We start from the raw sequence: 20,345 nt of genomic DNA, 5'->3' as shown, positions 1-20,345 counted from the left end.
GTGATCCTAGGGGCAACTGCCAGGGAGAGTTTCGAGATGACTGCGTACCCCAACCTTCTTGCCCCGCTGGATCTGGGCTTTACCACGCTGAAGAACCGGGTGCTGATGGGCTCCATGCACACCGGGCTGGAGGAGACCGGCGACTGGAACCGGGTGGCCGAATTCTATGCCGCCCGCGCCCGCGGCGGTGTGGCCCTGATGGTGACCGGCGGGATCGGCCCGAACCTGGAAGGCTCGGTGCTGCCGGGCGCCTCGATGATGACCTCGGCCAAGGACGTCGAAAATCACCGCGTGGTGACGGACCGGGTGCATGAGGCGGGCGGCCGGATCGCCATGCAGATCCTGCACGCAGGCCGCTATGCCTATGGGCCGAAATGCGTCGGCCCCAGCCCGGTGAAGTCGCCGATCTCCCCTTTCCCGCCGAATGAGCTGGACGAAGAAGGCATCGAAAAGCAGATCGCGGACATCGTGAATGCCGCCCGGCTGGCGCAGGAAGCCGGCTATGACGGGGTCGAGATCATGGGGAGCGAAGGTTACTTCCTCAATCAGTTCCTGGTCACCCGCACCAACAAGCGCACCGACCGCTGGGGCGGCTCCTACGAGAACCGGATGCGCCTGCCGATCGAGGTCGTGCGCCGCACCCGCGAGGCGGTGGGGACCGACTTCATCATCATATACCGCCTGTCGATGATCGACCTGGTGCCGGAAGGCTCGACTCACGAGGAAGTCGTGCAGCTGGCGCAGGAGATCGAAAAGGCGGGCGCGACGATCCTCAACACCGGCATCGGCTGGCACGAGGCCCGTATACCAACTATCGCCACCAGCGTTCCGCGCGCGGCCTTTGCCTGGGTCACCAAGAAGCTTATGGGTAAAGTCAGTATTCCTGTGATCACCTCCAACCGCATCAATACGCCGGAGGTCGCGGAGGAGGTGCTGGCAGACGGCTGCGCCGACATGGTCTCCATGGCGCGCCCGATGCTGGCGGATGCGGATTTCGTCGCCAAGGCCGAAGCGGGCCAGGCGGACCATATCGCCCCCTGTATCGCCTGCAATCAGGCCTGCCTCGACCATACCTTCAGCGGCAAGCTTACCTCCTGCCTGGTTAACCCGCGCGCCTGCCACGAGACCGAGCTGGTGATCGAACCGGCAGCAACCGCCAGGACCGTGGCCATCGTCGGCGCCGGTCCTGCCGGTCTGTCCACCGCGCTGACGGCGGCGCAGCGGGGCCACAAGGTCACGCTGTTCGACCGCGCCGATGAAATCGGCGGCCAGCTCAATATGGCCAAGCAGGTGCCGGGCAAGGAGGAATTCTGGGGCCTGGTGGACTGGTACCGGGTGATGCTGGCCGATGCAGGCATCACGCTGGAGCTGGGCCGCGAGGTTTCGGCGGATGATCTGACCGGTTTCGACGAGGTGGTGATTGCCACCGGCGTCCTGCCGCGCGATCCGGCTATCCCGGGCCAGGACCGCGACAATGTGCTGAGCTACATCGACGTGCTGCGCCACAAGAAACCGGTGGGCAAACGCGTCGCCGTGATCGGCGCCGGCGGCATCGGCTTTGACGTCTCCGAATTCCTGCTGGAAGAGGGCCACAGCCCTGCCACCGACCTGCCGCTGTGGATGCAGGAGTGGGGCGTTTCCGACCCGGCCGAGCACCGCGCAGGCCTTGCCCCCGAAGGCCCGCAGCCCGCCGCTCCTGCCCGCCGCGTGACGCTGCTGCAGCGCAAGGCGGAACGGCACGGCAAACGGCTTGGCAAGACCACCGGCTGGATCCACCGCGCCACGCTCAAGATGAAGGACGTCGAATTCCTCGGCGGCGTGAACTACGAGAAGATCGACGACGAGGGCCTGCACGTGAGCTTCGGCGAGGCCCGCGAGAACCCCACGGTTGTGCCGGCAGATACCATCGTGCTCTGCGCAGGCCAGGTCTCCGAGCGGTCGCTGGCGGATCAGCTGGCTGAACGCGGCATCACCGCCCATGTGATCGGCGGCGCCGACGTCGCGGCAGAGCTGGACGCCAAACGCGCCATCAACCAGGGCACCCGGCTGGCCGCCGGGCTCTGAACTGCGGCGCAACGCCGCAAACCGCTGGTTCTGCGCCCCCGTCCGGAACACCTCCGGGCGGGGGCGCGTTTGTTCTGCAGCGCCGTCCGGACGGGCGGCTTGGCATTTCAGAACAGAAAGGAGCCCGTTATGCCCAAAATCGCAGATGCAAAGATCCTGATCATTGCCACCCATGGGTTCGAGCAGTCGGAACTGGAATTCCCGCGCGACCAGCTGCGGGTAAAGGGTGCGGAGGTCCATGTCGCAACGCTCGATGGCAAGCCGGCGAAAGGCTGGGAAGGCAGCGATTGGGGGCGCGAGGCCGATGCCGATCTGAAGATCGCTGATGCCAAGGCCGATGGTTACGACGCCTTGGTGATCCCGGGCGGCCAGATCAACCCGGATCTGCTGCGGGTGGAAGACGATGTCATCAATCTGGTCAAAGCCTTTCATGACAACGGCAAGGTGATCGCCGCTGTGTGCCACGCCCCTTGGGTGCTGGCCGAGGCCGGTGTTGCCAAGGGCCGTGACATGACGTCCTTCCATTCGATCAAGACCGACATTTCCAACGCCGGCGCCAACTGGAAGGACGCAGAGGTCGTGGCAGATCAGGGCATCGTAACCAGCCGCCAGCCCGAGGATCTGAAGGCGTTCGTATCAAAAATCACCGAAGAAATCGAAGAAGGCACGCACGCGCGCACAGCAGCCTGACCGGTTTCCGTCCCGCCCCGCGCTTTCCGCGCGGGGGGCTGACTTGGTGCCGCCGGGATCAGCCGTGTGCGGCACGGCTGTCTGCCGGGGCTGCGCCCCGAATGTTCATACCGTAGTCGCGGATCACCCCGGCCACCCGCAGCCGGTAGCCCGCAAAGATCCCGGCCCGCCCCTTGTCCTGGGCGGCCCGGTGCTCCGGCAGCTGCCGCCAGCGCTGCACTGCCGCCTCATCCCGCCAGAAGGACAGCGACAGCAGCTTGTCCGGGCTGCTCAAGCTCTGGAACCGTTCCACCGACAGAAACCCGTCCACCTGCTCCAGCAGCGGCCGCAGCTCCGCGGCAATCTCCAGATAGCTTTCTTTCTTCCCGCGGGCGATCTCCACCTCGAAAATCACGGCAATCATCTGCGCCTCCTTTACCGGGCCTGCCCATGCGGTGCCGAGGCCTTCTTGAGCCAGGTCCGGTCCTCACGCAGCAAAAACCGCTCCTTCCGGGCAAATTCGTAGTTCTCGCGCCCTAGCGGATCAGCCGCCAGCCGCGCGCGGTAAGCCTCATACTCCGCAAGGCTCTCCACATTATAAATCCCATAGGCCAGCGTCGAGGAGCCTTCATGCGGCGCGTAGTACCCCACCAGATCCCCCCCGCAGCGCGGGATCGCCTGCCCCCAGTTGCGGGCGTATTGTTCGAACTGCGCCCTTTTAGCGGGGTCGATATGGTAGCGGATGATGCAGGTCAGCATGATGGGTCCTCAGGTTGTTCAGGACCACCTCCCTAACCTGCCCCACCAACCGGATGCTTCGGTGCAGGCCGAACCGTCACTCCACCGTGATGGTAATCTGCTCCGAAACAATCGGGGTTGAGTGCGGCACATGCCCCGCATCGCCCAGCACCAGTTGCAGCGTGTGACGGCCCGGGGACAGCTCCAGCGTCACTTCGGTCTGACCGCCGCCGAAGTGCAGGTGGTTATCATCCGACGGCAGGCCAAAGGCCAGCTCATCAGCGCCATCCTCCCCCTCGCCCAGCGGCGGGCGGTCGATCAGCAGATGATGGTGGCCTGTGTTTTCTTTCTCTACCCCCGACGGCGCCACCCCCATTCCCGACAGGCCAAAGACCAGCGTCACGGGCGATGTGACCGTGTCCCCGTCCTGGATATTCGCAAAATAGACCTCGGCCTCCGGGTTCGAAGCCGTCTCCCCGCCAGCCCACAGCGGAGCCGCCAGGCAAACAGACAAGGCAGCCGCAATCAGCAGTTTCATATCCGGTCCTCCAGAAATTTGCTCAACCAACAGGACAAAGCTAGCGGCTCACCCGGGCCTGGCAATCCTGCCGCTCGCAACGAATGCGCAAAAATGCGGCAGCCGTCCGGAGTACCGCCGCATCTTTCATCCTTCCGCTTGCCTGCTGCCCCTGCCAGCGGCAGTGTCACCGCGCGGCAGCGGAGCGGGAGCCGGTCATGGTATTTGCAGTCATTCTGATGGGCCTCACCCCCAGCTTCCTGATGGTCGGGCTCGGCGGCATCGTCCGCAACCGGCTGGCGCCGCAGGCCTGGCAGGGCCTCGACAAGCTGAATTTCGAGGTGCTGTTCCCGGCCCTGCTGTTCTTTGCCGCCAGCGGCCGGCCCATAGCGGTGGCGGATCTGGGCCGCATCGGCCCGGCGGTTTGGAGCATCCTCGCCCTGGCTTTGGGGCTGGGCCTGCTGGCACGCCGCTTTGGCCCTGAAAAATTCCTCGATTTTGCCGGTGCCTGGCAGGCCGCCTGGCGCTTCAACACCGCCATTGCCTTTGTCGCTCTGCCCTCGGTCGGCACAGAGCTGACAGGGCAGATGGCCGTCGCCATCGGCATGGCGGTGCCGGTGGCCAATGTTCTGGCGGTAAGCGCCCTGTCGCGCGGCGGCAGCCTGTCCTTGCGGCAGACCGCGCTGAAGGTAGCGCTGAACCCTTTCCTGCTGGCCTCGGTCGCAGGTGTCGCCGTGGGATTGTCGGGCTACAAGATCCCCGCGCCGGTCCTGGCCCCGGCGGAGATGCTGGCGCACGCAGCGATTCCCATCGCGCTGCTCTCCATCGGCGCCACCATGAACTGGCGGGCGCTTGCGCGGCTCGACCTGTTCAACGGCTACCTGTGCCTGGTGCGGCTGGTGCTGGTGCCGGCTGCAACCCTCGCCGCCTGCCTGCTGCTGCAAACGGACCCCGGCTTTTCCGCGGTTCTGGTGTTGTTTGCCGCCCTGCCGACCGCCTCGGCGGCACATGTTCTGGCCTCCGCCTTTGGCGCCGACCGCACGCTCGCAGCCACGCTTATCGCGCAATCCACATTGCTCAGCGCAATTACCCTGCCTCTGTGGATCCTGATCATCAAACTCGTGCTTTGAGGTTGCGTAAATGCCCGTCCGCGCTGGCAAATCCGGCCGGCAGGCCGTTTCCACCGCGCAAACGATCCGCGCAAAACCCTGCAATTATCCCACCCCCGCCCCGATCTTGCCCGATTTCCCCGGCAACACTGAGCCCAACACGGATTTACGAGGATGGGCGAACATGGACCGACTGACCGAGATGGAGGCCTTTGCCAATGTGGTGGACCAGGGCGGCTTCACCGATGCGGCACGCAAGATGGGGATTTCTAAGTCGGCGGTCTCCAAGCACGTCTCCAGCCTGGAGGCCCGCCTGGGCGCGCGCCTTTTGAACCGCACCACCCGCCGGGTGTCGCCGACCGAGATCGGTCTTGCCTACTACGACCGCGCCCGCCGGGTGCTGAACGATGCGGGTGAGGCGGACGCGCTGGTCACCTCGATGCAATCGGCACCTTCAGGCCTGCTGCGGATTTCGGTCGCCACCGACTTCGGCGTGAACCACCTGTCGCCGGTGCTGTCGGACTTCCTGCGTGACTTCCCTGACATCACCGTCAACATGGTGCTGAATAACCGCTATGTGGAGCTGATCTCTGAAGGGTTCGACATGGCAGTGCGGATCGGCGAGCTGGAGGACAGCTCCCTGCGCGCCCGCAAGCTGACCGAGACCACCAAGCGGATGATCGCCTCCCCCGCTTATCTGGAGAAATTCGGCCGCCCGCAGAAGATCGACGAGCTGAACAACCACAAGCTGCTGCATTACTCCAGCCAGTCCAGCGGCAACGTCTGGAAGATCACCGCCCCGTCGGGAGAAAAGCGCCAGGTGCGCACCTCAGGCTGGCTGTCGGTGAATGATGGCCAGTCACTGCTGACCGCGGCTATTTCCGGCCTCGGCATCGCCTATCTGCCCAGCTACCTCTACGCAGAAGCGATGGAGGAGGGACTGGTCGAGGATGTGATGCCCAGCCTGCCGGTCGAAACCCAAGGCATCTACGCGGTCTACCCGCCCGGCAAGTTCACCCAGCCCAAGGTGCGGGCCTTCATCGACTTCCTGGTCGCAGCCTTTGCCGACCGCGACCCGTCCGAATGGAAAACCTGAACCGGTTCCCCTTAAGGACCGGACCAAGACATCCCTCGAAGACCTGCCCCCGCGCCCTCGCGGGGGCTTTTTTCGCCTTTGCCCAAGGCGTTCGCCGGCAAGGCGATGGACAGGCTTCCGTTGGGTCCAGCGGCTGCATTGCAAATGCAGACCAGGATTGAAGCCACAAGTGGCTTATCTACAGACCTGCCTGAAGCGCGCGCGCCACTTCCAGGCACCGGCACGCCAGTCACTGAACGGCCCCCGGCGACCGGGTTTGGTCCGCTCCCCGGTTAACAGCCTGTTGAAGGCCAGCTGCCAGCGCCGCCAGCGGGCCATGCACCGCCGAATGCAGCCGGAACGATTTGGTGCTCTGGCAGCACTTCCGCCCGCCGCAAGAGCATGTGCCATGCTCCCGCGTCCGTTGGGCCCGGCTCGGCGCGCCGCGCCGCGCCGGGCCCAACCCCCCCAAGGGGTCTTGGCCGCGCCAAGGCACCTGCGGGGACGGGAGCCCCTTGTTATTCTCATGCCATTCGCGGCTAACCGCCGAGCAGCACCGCTTCCACACGCCGGTTGGCTTCGCGCCCCTCCGGGATAAGGTTGCTGGCAATCGGAGCCATGAACCCGGCACCGGCAACATCTATGCGCGCCTCATCGGCCTCATAGGCTTCGACCAGCCGCTCCTTCACCGATTGCGCCCGGCGCTGGGAAATACCGGCATTCTGCTGCTGCGATCCGACCGTGTCGGTATGGCCCACCAGCAGCAGCCGGTATCCGGGGTTGGCGGCCAGGTAATCTGCAAGCTGCTTCAGGCTGTCATAGCGCCCCTCCCGCAACCGGGTGGAGCCGCTCTCGAACACCAGATCGCTCAGCACCGCGTGGCCGCGGACCTCCAGCACCTTGGCCAGCTCAACCGGCCGCACAGGGGCGGGTGCCTTTGCGGCGGGCTTGACCTCCGGCGCCTCCGCACCGCCCGGCTGCACGGTGATCATCTGCACATAAGCCGTGCCGCCTGCCCGCGACACCAGGATCGAGACCGCTTGCCCGTCCTTGGCTGCCGACAGGAAGTGATAGCGGGAGATATCGACCATCATATCCGGAGCCGGCACCACTTCGATTCCGAAGCGGAAGCCAAAGCCGCCGCAATCGCGCGCCGCGCAGTCGAGCAGCACCTCATACCCCTGCGCCAGCAGCTGCTCCCGCATCGGCGCCTGGATCTCCAGCACCGTGCCGCCGCCCTCCAGACGCCAGGTGCGGCGCAAAATCCGGCCCTCAAACCGCTGCGACGGCACCTCGTCCGCCGCCTCCGGCCCCACTGGAAGCTGATAGACACCCAGCACTGTCACGCGTTCGGACACAGCAGCCGCACCGGCCGGCAGAGTCATCTCCACAGCTCCGGCGATGCCGGGCAGCAGCACCGCCGCGGTGAGGCCAGCCAAGGCCGCCAGGCGTCTTAGCGGCACTGGCTGTGATATTCCGGATTGGGCACCATGGCGGTTGCGCTGGCCACCCGGTTGGACATGTTGAAGAAGCCGGCGACATTGGCGATGTCCCAGATGTCCCGGTCGCTAAAGCCCGCGACCCGCAGCGCTTGCCTGTCCGCTTCTTCAATCTCCGCGCTGGCCGTGGTCATCTTGGCGGCAAAATCCAGCATCGCCCGCTGCCGCGCGTCCAGCGGCGCCACCCGGTAGTTCATCACCAGCATCTCGCCCAGCTGCGGGTCCCCCGACAGCTGCCGCACCGCCGCGCCATGCGCCACCAGGCAATAGAAGCAGCGGTTGATCGAGGAGACCACCACCGCGATCATCTCCCGCTCCAGCTTGCTGAGGCCGCTGTCCGCCAGCATCAGATCGTTATACATGCCTGTGAATGCGTTGAGCTTATCAATGTCAAAGGCATTGGCCTTCAGGACATTGGGCACAAATCCTAGCTTCTCGACGCAGATGTCGAAATACTTCTGTGTTTCCGGCGGCAGCGGGTCCACCATCGGCAGGTCAAGGGCTGTGGGCTGGGTCTGGTCAGTCATCGCGGTCAATCGCCTTCCTTCAAAATCCGGTAGTGGTACTGTCCGGTGCAATCCATCCCGAGGGAAGCGTAAAGCCCGTTTGCGCCCTCGTTACGTTTCGTACAGAGCACCGCCAGTTCGCTGGCGCCGTTTTCCACGGCCCAGAACGCGGCCTGGCGCATCATCCAGCCGCCCATACCGGCCCGGCGCTGATGCGGCAGGATCTCAAGCGCATGCACCATCGCGACGCCGTCATGAATGGCCACAAATCCGGCACTGGCCGGTTTATCCCTATGGCGCCCAAGCAGCCCCGTCTTCGGCCCCTGCACCCGCCGCATTACCGCGAGGCGCTCCGGCCCGATACCGGCCTGTTCCCAGATCTCGCGCTGGATCGCCAGCGGCTCCCAGACGCAAAAGGCGGTGACACGCGGCACCGGAATGTCCGTCAGCCGCTCCGCCGGGCAAGTCCACAGGTTGACCGGATCCTTCACCACGTAGCCGCGCGCCTCCAGCTGCGCGTCCAGCTCCGCCTCGCCGTCGCGGATCATGAACAGGCAGTCCTGCCCCATGGCGCGCATTGCCTCTTCCGCCGCTGCGATCTGCGCGTCTGTGACCGGGCCGGACACCGTTGCCGCCGACACCCGGCTGCCGCCGCCCTGCCCCTCGCGCAGGGTTACGGGACCAACCTCGCGCACCGACGCGGGCGGCCAGGTCGCCTCGGTCACGGTGTAGTATCGGGGGTCGGTCATCACTGCTCCAGCTCCTTTGCCAGCTCCGTCATCGCTGCGTCGATCCGTGCGCCATCGGTGCCGCGGATCACCACGTTGGCGCCGAACACACCATCCTTCTGAAACGGATAGCAACCCACCGACAAGTCCTCATAAGCCTCTGCCAGCAGGCGCAGCGGCCCGGCAATCTCGCCCTCGCCGCGCAGCACCCGCAGGGTCTGCGACAGCATCGGCTGGCCGCCGGTAAGCGTCGGCATCACGCTGGCCACCATCGCCTGAAAGATCATCGGCACCCCGGCCATCACATGCACATTGCCAAGGGTGAACCCCGGCGCCGCCGATACCGGATTGTCGATCAGCTCAGCGCCATCCGGGATTCGTGCCATCCGCAGCCGGGCCGCGTTCAATTCCAGCCCTTGCGTATCGTAATGCGCCTGCAGGATCACCCGCGCGTCGTCACGCACGTCCAGATGCGCGCCGAAGGCCTTGGCGATGCAATCGGCGGTGATGTCATCATGGGTCGGCCCGATGCCGCCGCTGGTGAAGACATGGTCATAGGCTCCGGCCAGTGCCTTGACCGCGGTGATGATCGCCGCCTCATCGTCGCTGACGATACGGACTTCCTTCAGGTCGATGCCATGCTTGGCCAGCTCACCGGCCAGGTAATGCATGTTGGCATCGCGGGTGCGTCCCGACAGGATTTCGTCTCCGATCACCAGCATGGCAGCCGTCGGGTTGGCCATGATCTTCCTCCCTTGATACCTCGTTCCCGCAGGTATAGGCCCGTTGTCATGCGCTTTGAAACCCCTCTGATCCCCGCCGTGCTGATCCGCCGCTACAAACGCTTTCTCGCCGATTGCCGGCTGGAGGACGGGCAAGAGGTCACCGCCCATTGCGCCAACCCCGGCAGCATGATGGGGCTGGCAGAACCGGGCATGAAAATCTGGCTGGAGCCGAACGACGATCCGAAGAAAAAGCTGAAGTACGGCTGGCGTCTGGTCGAGCATGAGGGCGGCCATTTCACCGGGGTCGACACCTCGGTGCCGAACCGCGCCCTTCGCGCCGCGCTTGAGGCCGGGGAGATCGCAGAGCTTGCCGCCTACAAGACCGTGCGGGCAGAGGTGAAATACGGAGAGAAGAGCCGCATCGACTTTCTGCTGAGCCAGGACGGCCTGCCCGATTGCTATGTCGAGGTGAAAAGCGTGACGCTCTCGCGCCAGCCGGGCCTGGCGGAGTTTCCCGACAGCGTCACCGCGCGCGGCACCAAGCACCTGGGCGAACTCGCCAGCATGGTGGCTCAGGGTCACAGGGCAGTGATGCTGTATCTGGTGCAGCGCACCGACTGCGGCCGGTTCCAGCTGGCCGCGGATATTGACCCCGCCTACGCCGATGCCTTTGCCAGCGCTCATGCCGCAGGGGTGGAGCGGCTGGTGCTGAGCACGAAGATTTCACCGCAAGGCGTCGAGGCCGGCGCCCCCATCGCCGCCGGGGAGTAACGGCGAGGGGGCTGGCGCGCCTGCTCAGGCGGCCTTGCTGGCCTCGTCCTCCTGCGCGTCCGGTTCGGCCTGCACGATGGTGCGCGTCGGGAAGGGAATATCGACCCCGGCCGCATCCAGCGCTTCTTTCACCTTGCGCTTCATGTCGGCCTGATACTGGAAGTACTCCTCCGCATCGACCCAAACCCGCACCAGGAAATCAACCGAGCTGCTGTTCAGCTCATTCACCTGAATGAACGGCTCCGGCTCGCTGTGCGAGCGGCTGTCGCTCATGATGGTCTCGCGGATTACCCGCTCGGCCACCGCCAGGTTGGCGCCGTAGCCGACGCCAAACGTCCACTCTGCCCTGCGTGTATCAAACGATGAGTAGTTTGTAATGGTGTTACCCCAAACCTCAGAGTTGGGAATGATCACCTTCAGATTGCTGAGGCCCGCAAGGACGGTGTTGTTAAGGTTGATGTCCATCACAGTGCCCATCTCACCGTCCACTTCGATGAAATCGCCCAGCTTGAACGGCCGGAACAGGATGATCATCACACCCGCAGCAACATTGGATAGTGCCCCCTGCATCGCCAGGCCGATCGCCAGCCCCGCAGCACCGATGGCCGCGATGATCGAGGTGGTCTTGACGCCAAAAGTGTTCAGAACAAACAGAACCGCAAAGGCGAGCACAACATAGCGCGCCAGATTGCCGAGGAAGTGAAAGAGAGTAACGTCCAGATTGGCATGCGTATCGCCCAGCGTGACGATCCGCCGCTTGACCCAGCTCGCAACGATAAAGCCCGCCAGCAGGATCACCACTGCAGCCACAACGCTGCCCAGCATCTCGGCCAGGAACTCCAGGGTCACCAGGTCGGAAAGTGATTTTCCACCATAAATTTCAGTCTGCATCAGATCGTTGAAGCTGTTCATGCCGCTGCCTCTCTCCGTTTCGCCGCAGTTGCCCTCACCACTTGTAACGCGGTGCGGCGGAAAAAGTTCCCAGGTGCCGCCCCTGCCCCCTCTGGCCCTTTTGCCGGGAACCCCTTACATAGCTACGCAAAGACACCCGATGGAGCTCCGCCCGATGAGATCGAAAGACGGCCGCACGACCAAGGACGGCATCCGCATTCATGAGCCCGGCGATTTTGCGGGCATGCACAAGGCGGGGGCGCTTGCCGCGCGCATTCTGGACGATATCGCAGCCCATGTGGTCCCGGGCCAGACCACCGGAGAGCTCGACCGCCTGATTACCCGGATGGTCGAGGATGCAGGCGCCACCTCCGCCACCATCGGCTACAAGGGCTATCAGCACGCCAGCTGCATCTCGGTGAACCACGTGGTCTGCCACGGCATCCCCGGCGACAAGAAGCTGAAGGACGGCGATATCCTGAACATTGACGTGACGGTGATTGTCGACGGCTGGTTCGGCGACACCTCGCGGATGTTCGTGGCGGGCAAGCTCAGCCGCAAGGCAGAGCGGCTGATTCAGGTTACCCACGATTCGCTGATGATGGGGATTGAGGCAGTGAAGCCCGGCAATACCTTCGGCGACATCGGCCACGCGATCCAGACCTATGCCGAGAGCCAGCGGATGAGCGTTGTGCGCGATTTCTGCGGCCACGGCCTGGGCCAGGTGTTCCACGCGCCGCCCAACGTCCTGCACTACGGCCGCCCCGGCACCGGCCCGGTGCTGGAAGAGGGCATGTTCTTCACCATCGAGCCGATGATCAACCTGGGCCGCCCGGAAACCAAGATCCTGGCGGATGAGTGGACCGCCGTCACCCGCGACAAGTCGCTGTCGGCGCAGTTTGAGCATTCGATCGGGGTAACTGCTGACGGGGCAGAGATTTTCACCCTGTCGCCGGCCGGAAAATTCCATCCGACCTACGGCTGAGCCGCTACTGCCGCAGCGGGGGCCAGCCCCCGCACCCCCGGGATATTTTCAGCCAGATGAAGGCCGGATCCCGTCAGGAACCGGCGTCGTCCTGCCCTTCGGCTTCCTGTATCCGCCAAAGGGCCAGAAGCAAGGTGCCGTCCGCCCAAGGTGTCACCGCATCCTGGATAAACAGCGGAGACCGCGCTGGTTTCGGTTTGGGTTTTGTCCCGGCTTCGGCCTTGGTCACAGGCGGCAGGAACGGCGTACGCAGTGTCTGTTCCATGCCCCGAACAATAGCACGCCCGGCTCAGATCGACAAAAGCGCGGGCACCTCTGCCATATCGCTGAAGACCTCCGCCCCCAGCGCCGCAAGCTTTTGGCCGCCGCCGTGGGGCGCATAGCCGAGGCAGCGCATGCCCGCGCGCACCGCGGCGGTGACACCGCTGCCGCTGTCCTCGATCACCAGGCAGTCGCGCGCCTGCACCCCGAAATGGCTGGCGGCCGCCAGGAACAGGCCCGGTTCCGGCTTAGCCACCCCTAGGGAATGGGCAGAAAACATCGCCTGCGGGTGGAACCGCTCCCACAGCCCGTTCTGGCCCAGGGTGATGCGCATCTTGTCCTCGCTGCTGTTGGAGGCAACGCAGACCGGGATGCCATTTTCATCAAGCCGCGCCAGAAGATCGGGAATGCCCGGAGACAGCGGAACACCCTGTTCCAGAAGGGCATAGGTCTCGGCATAGACTTCGCTGATCCAGTCCTCCGGCAGGTCCGCACCCAGGCTGCGGGCCTTGTCCATGACCCCGGCCATGGTGCTGCCGACGAAATACGCCATCGACTGCTCCATGGTCAGCTCCAGCCCGTGCCGGGCCAGGTTGCCGGTCAGCGCCTGATTGGACGTTGGCTCGCTGTCGACCAGCACGCCGTCGCAATCGAAAATCACCAGTTTCGGGGTCGGATATGTTTTGGGCATGAAAGAGCGCCTTTGCTGAAAAACTTGTTTTGAACCACAGGTCTATTCGGCAATCAGGACCCCGGCAAACTCGGCGCTGCGGGTTTCCGCCTGAGCCTTCACATTCAGGCCCTTTCCTGAAACAGCCCGAAACAAAAAAATGCAGGGGAAGCCCCTGCATTTCATATCTTTCACCGGTCTAGCTAAGCTCAGAACTTGCAGCGCTTTTTCTTGGCCAGTGCGACCAGCACTTCATGGCGCTTGTTTGCCGCGTTCATGGCCTCGTTTGCGTTGGAGTAATTGCCGATGACCGCCGGCCAGAACAGGATCGCCGCCGCCACATTTGCGCCCGATGCGGTCTTGCCTTTCTTGGCCTCGGCGCGGATCTCGTCCAGCTGACCCATCTGTGTCTTGATCTCTTCACAGGTCAGCGAGCTGTCGTCGATGTTGTTGGTGGTGACAACGTCAGGAGACACGCAGCCAGCCAGGAAAAGCGAACCAGCGGCCAGCAGGCCAAGGATTTTTGCAGTTTTCATGTGAAACCTTTTTAAACCGTCTGAATTGACGGACATTTGATTAAAATCACGGGGTTGTTACCCATGCTGAGATGTATTTGCAAATAGAAAATCAATTATTTGGCGAAAACGCCCATTCGCGCAGGCACCTGTTTTACTGCCGCCACATCAAAGAGATATGGGTGTCGCCGTACTTGCGGCTGTCGTGCAGTTCGAACCCTTCCGGCACGGCCATCGGCGCGCTTTCCTCCCAGACCACGAGAGCGTCATCCGCCACCCAGCCGCCTGCCACCGCGGCGGCCAAGGCTTTCTCCCCCAGCGCCTTGCCGTAAGGCGGATCGAGGAAGATCAGGTCAAAGGGCGCGCCCGGGTTATGCCCCAGCTTCAGCGCATCGCGGCGTGTCAGGGTGCAGCGGTCCCCGGCCCGGCAGATGCCAATGTTCTTTCGGATCAGCCCGGTGGAAACCCGGCCGTCGTCGACAAACACCACCTCCGCCGCGCCGCGCGACAGGGCCTCCAGCCCCAAGGCGCCGGTGCCCGCAAACAGGTCCAGCACCCGGGCGCCGGGGATGGCGCCGGTGTGCATCAGCACATTGAACAGGCTTTCGCGCACCCGGTCGGTGGTGGGGCGCAGATGGGCGCCCGCATCCCCCTTGCCCACCGCGGCCAGAGCCCGGCCGCGGAACTCTCCTGCGATGATCCTCACGCCTTCAGAAGCGGCTTCAGGTCAGCGGAAGGGTTGGAAACCACGGTCTTGTCCGCGGTCTTGCCCATGTCGATCAGCCGCTTGGCCACCATGTAAGCGCGCGGGTCGTTCATCGCGTCAACTGCCACCAGCTGATCACCGGCGTAGTACCAGAACGAGACTTGCTGGCCTTCGCCCTGACGGGTGACCACGTCGTCATAGCCGGTGTTGAGACCCGCGATCTGCAGCTTGACGTCATACTGATCCGACCAGAACCAGGGCGTCGCGATATAGTCCTTGGCCGCGCCCAGCATGTTCTGCGCCACGACCTCCGCCTGGTCGATGGCATTGGGCACGCTTTCCAGGCGGATGCGGCTGCCCTGGAACGGGAAGGAGGCGCAATCGCCCGCGGCCCAGATGGACGCATCCGAGGTGCGGCCCTGAGCATCCGTCTTGATGCCGTTGTCCAGCTCCAGCCCAGCCATCTCCGCCAGCTGCGTGGCCGGGGTGATGCCAACACCCACCACGACAAAATCCACGTCCAGCACCTCACCGCCGCTCAGCACCGCGCGGGTCACCTTGCCGCCCTCGCCTTCGAGCCGCTCCAGGCCGACGCCTTCGCGGATGTCCACGCCGTGGGAGGTATGAAGGTTGCGGAAGAAATCCGATGTTTCCGGCGCCGCGACACGCTGCAGAATGCGGTCTGCCATTTCGACCAGAGTCACTTGCACGCCGCGCTTGGCACAGACTGCCGCTGCCTCCAGACCGATATAGCCGCCGCCGACGATCAGCGCGCGCTTGCCTTCGGTTACATGCGGCGCCATCGCATCGACGTCGGTCAGCCCGCGCACAACATAGACGCCCTCCAGACCACCGCCGATCGCAGCCGGCAGGCGGCGCGGGTCGGAGCCGGTAGTCAGCGCCAGCTGGTCGTAGGAAATCACCTCATCGCCCAGCGAGACCGTCTTGGCCGCCGGGTCGATCGCGGTTACCCGCTGGCCCAGCTTCAGGGTGATGTTGTTTTCAGCATAAAAGCTCTCGGGCCGCAGGAAAAGCCGCTCCACTTCCATCTCGCCCAGCAGATAAGCCTTGGACAGCGGCGGGCGCTGATAGGGCAGCCCTGTTTCTGCGCCGATCAGGGTAATTTCCCCCTCAAACCCGTCTTTGCGCAGCTTTGCCACCAGCGAGGACCCCGCCTGCCCCGCTCCAATCACGACGATGTGGGACATCTCTGCTTGCCTCCCGCAATAGTTCCCGTCACGCTTCCAACGGACCCTATATACCGAGGGCCCCAAAACGCAATCACGAGAAAGAGGAACGTGCAATGATTTCTGTTGGAGACCAGCTGCCCGACGCCGTGCTGACGCGGATCGGAGACGACGGGCCGGAGCAAGTTCAGCTGTCAAGCAAGCTGAAGGGGCGGAAAGTGGTGATATTTGCGGTTCCTGGCGCCTTTACCAGCACCTGCCATTCGGCCCATGTGCCCAGCTTCATCCGCACCAAAGATCAGTTCGCCGCGAAAGGTGTGGATGAAATCATCTGCCTGGCCGGCAATGACCCGTTCGTTATGTCCATCTGGGGCGACAACACCGGCGCGACCGACGCCGGGATCACCATGCTGTCGGACGCCGAATGCACCTTTACCGAGGCGATCGGCATGCGTTTCGATGCGCCTCCCGCCGGTTTGATCGGCCGCTCACTGCGTTATGCGATGCTGGTGGAGGACGGCGAAGTGAAGATCCTGAACAAGGAAGAAAACCCCGGCCAGTGCGAGCTGTCGGCCGGCGAAGGACTGCTGGACTCGATGGGCTGAGGCCTGGCTTTCTGCGGCTGCCAGTGCGGGCGGCCGCAGGCGCAAACCCTTAACAAAACATGAAAAATCAGGTCAGCAGCTCTGCCGCAATGTTTCGCGCGCGAAACATTCGGACAGCAGTGCTGACCTATGTGCGTGGCGCGGGCTCAGCCTTGCGGCTCGCCGTACAGCCCATCCATCTTGCGCGCCAGCTTGGCATCCTGGGCGCTGATGCCATCCACGTCATGGGTGGTCAGCACCACCGTCACCTTGTTGTAGACGTTGCTCCATTCCGGATGGTGGTTCCACTTTTCCGCCCAGATCGCGGCGCGGGTCATCCAGCCGAAGGCATCGGCGAAATTGCTGAACTTGAAGGTCTTGGTGATGGCATCGCGGCCTTCCACCATTTCCCAGCCGGTGGCAAACAGCGGCTCCAGCAGCGGGCCGCGGGTGGCGTCGGACAGTTTTTCCGTCATTCTTGCTCCTCCACATGCGCTTTGCGGAACGGGCCGTAATCGGTCAGGATTTCGATCTCTTCCTCAGTGGCGGCCCGCTCAGCCTCGAGGTAGCGTCCGACGGCCCCGGCAAACCCGGGATCGCCGATCCAGTGCAAGCTATAGGTCTGGCACGGCAAATAGCCGCGCGCCAGCTTGTGCTCACCCTGCGCGCCGGCTTCGATCCGGTCAAGCCCCAGGGCGATGGCCAATTCTATGGCCTGATAATAGCACAGTTCGAAATGCAGGCACGGATGGTGCTCGACGCAGCCCCAGTAGCGGCCATAAAGCGTATTCCGGCCTATGAAATTCAGCGCTCCGGCCACATAGCGCCCGTTGCGCCACGCCAGAATCAGCGCCAAGTCCTGCGCCAGCGTCCGGTGCGCAATATCGAAGAATTGCCGGGTCAGATAAGGCGAGCCCCATTTGCGCGCGCCGGTATCCTGATAGAATTCCCAGAACGCATCCCAATGTTCGGGCCGCAGGCTGCTGCCCTGAAAGACCTGGATCTCGCCGCCGAAGCACTGCGCCTGCATCCGCTCCTTGCGGATGTTCTTGCGCTTGCGCGACGACAGCGCCCGCATGAAAGCCTCGAAGTCGCTATATCCCTGGTTCTGCCAGTGGAACTGCTGGGTGGTGCGGAGCATCAGCCCCATTTCCTCGCCCAGCCGCGCCTCATCCGCGGTGCAGAAGGTCACGTGCAGCGACGACAGGTTGTTGTCCGCCGCCAGCTGCACTGCGCCCTGCAGCAGTGCAGAGTGGCCTATGCCGTCAAATCCGGGCCGCACCAGGAACCGCCGCCCGGTAGCCGGCGTAAAGGGCACAGCGATCTGCAGCTTGGGGTAATAATGCCCGCCGGCCTGTTCATAGGCATGTGCCCAGTTGTGGTCAAAGATGTACTCGCCCTGGCTGTGCCCCTTGGCATAAAGCGGCGCGCAGGCGATCAGGCGGCCGTCCTGATAGGCGGTCAGATACTGCGGCTGCCAGCCGGTGCCCGGCCCGACAGAGCCGCTGTCTTCCAGCGCGCTCAGGAAACGGTGGGTTGTAAAAGGGTCGCTGGGGCGGCCCCCATCCGCCGCTTCGGGACAGGCGCAGGCGTCCCACTCCGCCGCCGCGACCTGCGACAGCGACGATAGCACCCGGATTTCGATTTGCGCCTGGGACATGCCTTTCCTCCGCACCACTTCACAGATGTGGGGTGCGGCTTAGCCTGATCAAGATGTTAGCGGAGACAGGTACTGTTCGAAGGTCACATTGTCGGCAAAGGCACGGGCCGCGGCCTCCTCTGCCGGCGACGTCACGGTCCAGCACAGAACCGGCACGCCTTCGTTGCGCAGCGCCTGCACCCGCGGCCGGGCCAGGTCGCCGGCCTCGTGGCTGATAAAGCTGGATCCGGTACGCTCAAAATCCGGGATCGCGCGCAAATCATCGCACATGGCGCGGGGCAGCTCCGGCCAGTCCGCCGGATCATAGGCGCTGGTGGTGAGCCCGCGCGGAAGTTCGGGTGCCAGGCGGGACAGTTCCGCCACCGAATGCGGGTTGAAGGACATCAGCGCCACCGGGCCGCGATAGCCCTCCAATGTCTTGGCCGCAGCCTGTTCCAGCGCCCCATTGGTGACCCCCATCTGGCCGTGCTGGTCCTTCAGCTCGATCAGCAGCGGCACCCGGCCGGCCACCAGCTCCAGCACTTCGGCCAGATCCGGAATGCCTTCACCATCGCCGCCCTTCAGCGGGATGGACGCCAGTTCCTCGCGGCTTCGCGCACGGACCGGACCGGCAGCTTCTGCCAGCCGGTCCAGCGCATAGTCGTGAAACACCATCGCGCAGCCGTCGCCGGACAGCTGCAGGTCGATCTCGATGCCATAGCCTGCGGCCAGCGCTGCCCGCACCGCAGCGCGGCTGTTCTCCGGGCGCCCGTCCGCCGCATCGTGCAGGGCACGGTGGGCCAGCGGGACGTTCAGGAAGGCAGCAGGCAGGGCAGGTCTCATTTGATCTGGAAGACTCCGTCGATTTCAACTGCAACGCCCAGCGGCAGAGAGGGCGAGCTGACGGCGGAGCGCGCGTGGCGGCCAATGTCGCCGAGTGCTTCGACCAGGAAGTCGGAGGCGCCGTTCACGACCTGCGGCTGCTGGGTGAAATCAGCAGTCGAGTTGACAAAGGCGCCCAGCTTGACCACCCGCACGAGCCGGTCCAGATCGCCGCCGCAAGCCGCCTTGAGCTGTGCCAGCAGCGCAATCGCGCAGCGTTTGGCCGCGGCCTGCCCGGCCTCGACATCCATATCGCCGCCAAGGGTTCCGGTGATCAGGCCGTTGTCATCGGCCGAAATCTGGCCGGAGATATACACCATGTCGCCCGCGACGACATATGGCACATAGTTTGCTGCCGGTGCCGGCGCGTCGGGCAGGGTCACCCCCAGCTCTTTCAGTTTCGCTTCGATGCTCATGGCCGAGTTCCTCCGAGTCTTTGCTGGCCGGGACGCTACCCGGCGCGGCGGCTTTCGGAAAGAGCAAATGCGAAACCCTTTCGCGCCTTTCCGCCCCGCTGGTCCGGCAGGTGAACGGCGCCGGTTTCATGCAATGAAACCGGCCATGAAAAGTCCGATTTTTCATGGCCGGAAACCGCGCCGGTTTCCGGCTGCCGTCAGCTTTCGCGGAAGGCTTTCACGAAATAATCGGACAGCGGTTTGACCAGGTAAGCCATGGGTGAGCGGTCGGCGGTGCGGATGTAGCTTTCCACCGGCATCCCCGGAATCAGCACGGTACCCTCAGGCAGCCGCTCGCGCTCGCCTGGATTGAGCTCGATCTCGGCACGGTAGTAGGACACCCCGCTGCCCTGATCCTCAAACGCATCCGCTGAAACCTGGGTCACATGGCCGAACAGCTCCGGAGTGCTGCGCTGATCCAGCGCCGAGAAGCGCAGGGTCACCTCCTGCCCTGTATAAAGCTGGTCGATATCGGTCGGCGCCACCTGCGCCGCAATCACCAGCGGCCGGTCCTGCGGCACCAGGTACAGCACCGGGTCGGCCGGGCGGATCACCGAGCGCGGCGTCTGCACCTGGAGCCCGTAGACGATCCCAGACACCGGCGCAGTGATATCCAGCCGCTCCAGCCGCTGCCGCAGCGAGCGGCGGGTTTCAGCCAGCTCCAGCTCCTGCGAGCGCAGGTCGCGCAGGCGGGTGATCGCCTCCTCGCGCTGGCCGGTGGCCAGTTTCAGGATCTCGATGTCGATCTCGGTGATCCGCCCCTCGGCCTGTGCCTCTGAGGCGACCAGCTCACCCAGCTGCCCTTCCAGGTTGGCCTGGGTGCGGCGCAGGTTCAGCACCGTCGCCGCCTGCGCCAGGCCGCGGTCCAGCAGCGATTGCTGGTTGCTGAGCTCTTCATTGATCAGCTCCAGCTGAACTTTCATCGACTGCTGCTGTGCCTGGACGCCGCGGATCTGCTCCTCGATCTGCACCCGGCGTTTCTCCAGCTGCTCGATCTCGCGGGCGGTGGTGGCCCTGCGGGCCTGGAACAGACGCTGCTGGCCATCCACCAGATCCTTGACCTCCGGCTGGCTTTCGGCGGCTTTCAACAGCTCCGGGTCAAAGGTGATTTCCTCGGCCTCGTCCCGCTCCGCCTCCAGCCGGCCGCGGCGCGCCATCAGCTCGAACAG

The 20,345-nt window shown here is 64.3% G+C and carries 25 protein-coding genes; 7 read left to right on the top strand and 18 right to left on the bottom strand.

Translation table 11 applies throughout. The features are described from left to right. The first annotated feature begins 36 nt into the window (after nt 1-36). On the top strand, nt 37-2,064 hold the full coding sequence (locus AC4HIX_RS06095; RefSeq protein ID WP_490398299.1) for an FAD-dependent oxidoreductase: 2,028 nt from the start codon (nt 37-39) through the stop codon (nt 2,062-2,064). 129 nt (nt 2,065-2,193) lie between these two features. Beyond that, nucleotides 2,194-2,754, top strand: coding sequence for a type 1 glutamine amidotransferase domain-containing protein (locus tag AC4HIX_RS06090; protein ID WP_490398298.1), 561 nt, complete (start codon nt 2,194-2,196; stop codon nt 2,752-2,754). Between the two features lie 58 nt (nt 2,755-2,812). On the opposite strand, the gene AC4HIX_RS06085 is transcribed toward AC4HIX_RS06090, so the two are convergent. From AC4HIX_RS06085 to AC4HIX_RS06075, 3 genes are all read right to left on the bottom strand, one after another. Then, nucleotides 2,813-3,157 (bottom strand): antibiotic biosynthesis monooxygenase family protein, encoded by a 345-nt coding sequence (locus tag AC4HIX_RS06085; RefSeq protein ID WP_490398297.1) that lies wholly within the window; start codon nt 3,155-3,157, stop codon nt 2,813-2,815. Between the two features lie 11 nt (nt 3,158-3,168). Continuing rightward, nucleotides 3,169-3,492 carry an NIPSNAP family protein gene (locus tag AC4HIX_RS06080; RefSeq protein ID WP_490398296.1) on the bottom strand — a complete coding sequence of 108 codons (324 nt, stop codon included), beginning with the start codon at nt 3,490-3,492 and terminating at the stop codon, nt 3,169-3,171. A gap of 76 nt (nt 3,493-3,568) precedes the next feature. Continuing rightward, nucleotides 3,569-4,009 (bottom strand): DUF4399 domain-containing protein, encoded by a 441-nt coding sequence (locus AC4HIX_RS06075; protein WP_475049602.1) that lies wholly within the window; start codon nt 4,007-4,009, stop codon nt 3,569-3,571. 197 nt (nt 4,010-4,206) lie between these two features. Here AC4HIX_RS06075 and AC4HIX_RS06070 point away from each other — a divergent pair, with 197 nt between their 5' ends. Together AC4HIX_RS06070 and AC4HIX_RS06065 are read left to right on the top strand one after the other, a co-directional pair. Beyond that, complete coding sequence (locus tag AC4HIX_RS06070) at nt 4,207-5,118, top strand: AEC family transporter (RefSeq protein WP_490398295.1); 912 nt, start codon at nt 4,207-4,209, stop codon at nt 5,116-5,118. Between the two features lie 163 nt (nt 5,119-5,281). Next, nucleotides 5,282-6,193, top strand: coding sequence for a LysR family transcriptional regulator (locus AC4HIX_RS06065; RefSeq protein ID WP_027244808.1), 912 nt, complete (start codon nt 5,282-5,284; stop codon nt 6,191-6,193). A gap of 518 nt (nt 6,194-6,711) precedes the next feature. Here AC4HIX_RS06065 and AC4HIX_RS06060 read toward each other — a convergent pair. Genes AC4HIX_RS06060 through AC4HIX_RS06045 form a run of 4 tightly spaced genes read right to left on the bottom strand, consistent with a single transcriptional unit; the run spans nt 6,712 to nt 9,648 of the window. Continuing rightward, on the bottom strand, nt 6,712-7,635 hold the full coding sequence (locus AC4HIX_RS06060) for an OmpA family protein (protein ID WP_490398294.1): 924 nt from the start codon (nt 7,633-7,635) through the stop codon (nt 6,712-6,714). After that, the gene (locus AC4HIX_RS06055; RefSeq protein ID WP_475049591.1) at nt 7,626-8,198 is read right to left on the bottom strand and encodes a peroxidase-related enzyme; all 573 of its coding nucleotides are present in this window, start codon (nt 8,196-8,198) and stop codon (nt 7,626-7,628) included. Before AC4HIX_RS06055 ends, AC4HIX_RS06060 begins: the two co-directional genes overlap by 10 nt. A 5-nt stretch (nt 8,199-8,203) precedes the next feature. Beyond that, nucleotides 8,204-8,926, bottom strand: coding sequence for a GNAT family N-acetyltransferase (locus AC4HIX_RS06050; RefSeq protein WP_490398293.1), 723 nt, complete (start codon nt 8,924-8,926; stop codon nt 8,204-8,206). Further along, nucleotides 8,926-9,648 carry a competence/damage-inducible protein A gene (locus tag AC4HIX_RS06045; protein ID WP_490398292.1) on the bottom strand — a complete coding sequence of 241 codons (723 nt, stop codon included), beginning with the start codon at nt 9,646-9,648 and terminating at the stop codon, nt 8,926-8,928. The genes AC4HIX_RS06050 and AC4HIX_RS06045 overlap by 1 nt, the downstream gene beginning before the upstream one ends. Nucleotides 9,649-9,696: 48 nt before the next feature. Here AC4HIX_RS06045 and sfsA point away from each other — a divergent pair, with 48 nt between their 5' ends. After that, the gene (gene sfsA / locus AC4HIX_RS06040) at nt 9,697-10,401 is read left to right on the top strand and encodes a DNA/RNA nuclease SfsA (RefSeq protein WP_490398291.1); all 705 of its coding nucleotides are present in this window, start codon (nt 9,697-9,699) and stop codon (nt 10,399-10,401) included. 24 nt (nt 10,402-10,425) lie between these two features. Here the strand turns inward: sfsA and AC4HIX_RS06035 are convergent, their stop codons facing one another. Beyond that, entirely contained in the window at nt 10,426-11,313 is an 888-nt protein-coding gene (locus tag AC4HIX_RS06035; protein ID WP_490398290.1) for a mechanosensitive ion channel family protein, read from the bottom strand. A gap of 154 nt (nt 11,314-11,467) precedes the next feature. Between AC4HIX_RS06035 and map the strand changes: the two genes are divergently transcribed. Beyond that, nucleotides 11,468-12,277 (top strand): type I methionyl aminopeptidase, encoded by an 810-nt coding sequence (gene map, locus AC4HIX_RS06030; RefSeq protein WP_490398289.1) that lies wholly within the window; start codon nt 11,468-11,470, stop codon nt 12,275-12,277. 73 nt (nt 12,278-12,350) lie between these two features. Here the strand turns inward: map and AC4HIX_RS06025 are convergent, their stop codons facing one another. The 5 genes from AC4HIX_RS06025 to AC4HIX_RS06005 all read right to left on the bottom strand — a co-directional run bounded on the left by AC4HIX_RS06025 (nt 12,351) and on the right by AC4HIX_RS06005 (nt 15,637). Next, on the bottom strand, nt 12,351-12,542 hold the full coding sequence (locus AC4HIX_RS06025) for a hypothetical protein (RefSeq protein WP_475049527.1): 192 nt from the start codon (nt 12,540-12,542) through the stop codon (nt 12,351-12,353). Between the two features lie 24 nt (nt 12,543-12,566). After that, complete coding sequence (locus tag AC4HIX_RS06020) at nt 12,567-13,229, bottom strand: HAD family hydrolase (protein ID WP_490398288.1); 663 nt, start codon at nt 13,227-13,229, stop codon at nt 12,567-12,569. A gap of 188 nt (nt 13,230-13,417) precedes the next feature. Beyond that, the gene (locus AC4HIX_RS06015) at nt 13,418-13,744 is read right to left on the bottom strand and encodes a YgdI/YgdR family lipoprotein (RefSeq protein WP_475049522.1); all 327 of its coding nucleotides are present in this window, start codon (nt 13,742-13,744) and stop codon (nt 13,418-13,420) included. A gap of 133 nt (nt 13,745-13,877) precedes the next feature. Beyond that, nucleotides 13,878-14,429, bottom strand: coding sequence for a 16S rRNA (guanine(966)-N(2))-methyltransferase RsmD (gene rsmD, locus AC4HIX_RS06010; RefSeq protein ID WP_490398287.1), 552 nt, complete (start codon nt 14,427-14,429; stop codon nt 13,878-13,880). Beyond that, the gene (locus tag AC4HIX_RS06005; protein WP_490398286.1) at nt 14,426-15,637 is read right to left on the bottom strand and encodes an NAD(P)/FAD-dependent oxidoreductase; all 1,212 of its coding nucleotides are present in this window, start codon (nt 15,635-15,637) and stop codon (nt 14,426-14,428) included. The genes rsmD and AC4HIX_RS06005 overlap by 4 nt, the downstream gene beginning before the upstream one ends. 95 nt (nt 15,638-15,732) lie before the next feature. Between AC4HIX_RS06005 and AC4HIX_RS06000 the strand changes: the two genes are divergently transcribed. Further along, nucleotides 15,733-16,221, top strand: a complete 489-nt coding sequence (locus AC4HIX_RS06000; RefSeq protein ID WP_475049516.1) for a peroxiredoxin — start codon at nt 15,733-15,735, stop codon at nt 16,219-16,221. A 146-nt stretch (nt 16,222-16,367) separates the two neighbouring features. Here the strand turns inward: AC4HIX_RS06000 and AC4HIX_RS05995 are convergent, their stop codons facing one another. The 5 genes from AC4HIX_RS05995 to AC4HIX_RS05975 all read right to left on the bottom strand — a co-directional run. Beyond that, complete coding sequence (locus AC4HIX_RS05995) at nt 16,368-16,676, bottom strand: 4a-hydroxytetrahydrobiopterin dehydratase (protein ID WP_490398285.1); 309 nt, start codon at nt 16,674-16,676, stop codon at nt 16,368-16,370. Next, nucleotides 16,673-17,860 carry a GNAT family N-acetyltransferase gene (locus AC4HIX_RS05990; RefSeq protein WP_490398284.1) on the bottom strand — a complete coding sequence of 396 codons (1,188 nt, stop codon included), beginning with the start codon at nt 17,858-17,860 and terminating at the stop codon, nt 16,673-16,675. Before AC4HIX_RS05990 ends, AC4HIX_RS05995 begins: the two co-directional genes overlap by 4 nt. Before the next feature lie 48 nt (nt 17,861-17,908). Beyond that, complete coding sequence (locus AC4HIX_RS05985; RefSeq protein ID WP_490398283.1) at nt 17,909-18,682, bottom strand: glycerophosphodiester phosphodiesterase family protein; 774 nt, start codon at nt 18,680-18,682, stop codon at nt 17,909-17,911. Next, nucleotides 18,679-19,137 (bottom strand): RidA family protein, encoded by a 459-nt coding sequence (locus AC4HIX_RS05980; protein WP_490398282.1) that lies wholly within the window; start codon nt 19,135-19,137, stop codon nt 18,679-18,681. The genes AC4HIX_RS05985 and AC4HIX_RS05980 overlap by 4 nt, the downstream gene beginning before the upstream one ends. Before the next feature lie 197 nt (nt 19,138-19,334). Continuing rightward, nucleotides 19,335-20,345, bottom strand: a 1,011-nt coding sequence (locus tag AC4HIX_RS05975) for an HlyD family type I secretion periplasmic adaptor subunit (protein WP_490398281.1), incomplete at its 5' end; no start/stop codon positions are given.

It is taken from the genome of Leisingera sp., assembly GCF_982940295.1.
The sequence above is the reverse complement of the archived record's forward strand: the minus strand, read 5'-3'. Positions and strand labels throughout refer to the sequence as shown.